Here is a 754-nt window from a genome sequence, read left to right as displayed (position 1 = left end):
GAACAATCCGTCAATCACGCGGTAGAATGGGTGAAAAGAGAATGGGGGAAACTCGATGTTCTCATCAATAATGCGGGAATTGGGATGAGGACAGTAAACCCGCGTTTTTTAGTCGAGCCTCAGCCATTTTTCAAAGTAACACCAGAGGGGTTTCGAGATTTAATTGATATCAATCTCACAGGATATTTTTTAGTAGCTCGAGGGTTTGCTCCTTTAATGATGGAACAAGGTCATGGGCGAATGATTAATATTTCTATGAATCATGAGACTATGAAAAGAAAGGGTTTTGTACCTTATGGACCATCGAGGGCAGCCACTGAATCACTCTCATATATAATGGCCGAAGATTTAAAGGAATACGGAATTATGGTGAATATGCTTTTACCGGGTGGTGCCACTACTACCGGGATGATTCCGGACGAATTTCGAAAAGAGATTGAATCAAAATTCCAGCTATTAGATCCAAGGGTTATGGCCGAGCCGATTGTTTTTTTAGCCTCAGCTGCTGCAGAGGGAATCACAGGTGAAAGGATAGTTGCCACCGATTTTCAAGACTGGCTTCTCAAAAGAAAATAAGGTTTTAATTATAGGGACGGATCCTTTCCTCTTTGAAAAAGTAGAGCTGTCCCTGTGATTATTCTTTTATATTTTATGAGGTGTCCAGCTCCAGCGCGGTTATAAGCCAATCCGTCAAAAAGACTAAAGAGCAAATTTTCTCGTCAGCTTGTCTAGAGTCACGCCTCTCATCTACACG

The 754-nt window shown here is 41.8% G+C and carries 1 protein-coding gene; it reads left to right on the top strand.

Going from position 1 to position 754, the window contains the following annotated elements; genetic code table 11:
* A partial coding sequence (locus AC1DRF_RS30720; protein ID WP_477742662.1) for an SDR family NAD(P)-dependent oxidoreductase occupies positions 1–576 on the top strand: 576 nt, incomplete at its 5' end.
* Positions 577–754: the final 178 nt, after the last annotated feature.

This window comes from Priestia sp. P5_B4 (assembly GCF_056400385.1).
Note: the sequence above shows the minus strand (reverse complement) of the source record. Positions and strands in the feature narration are given on the sequence as shown.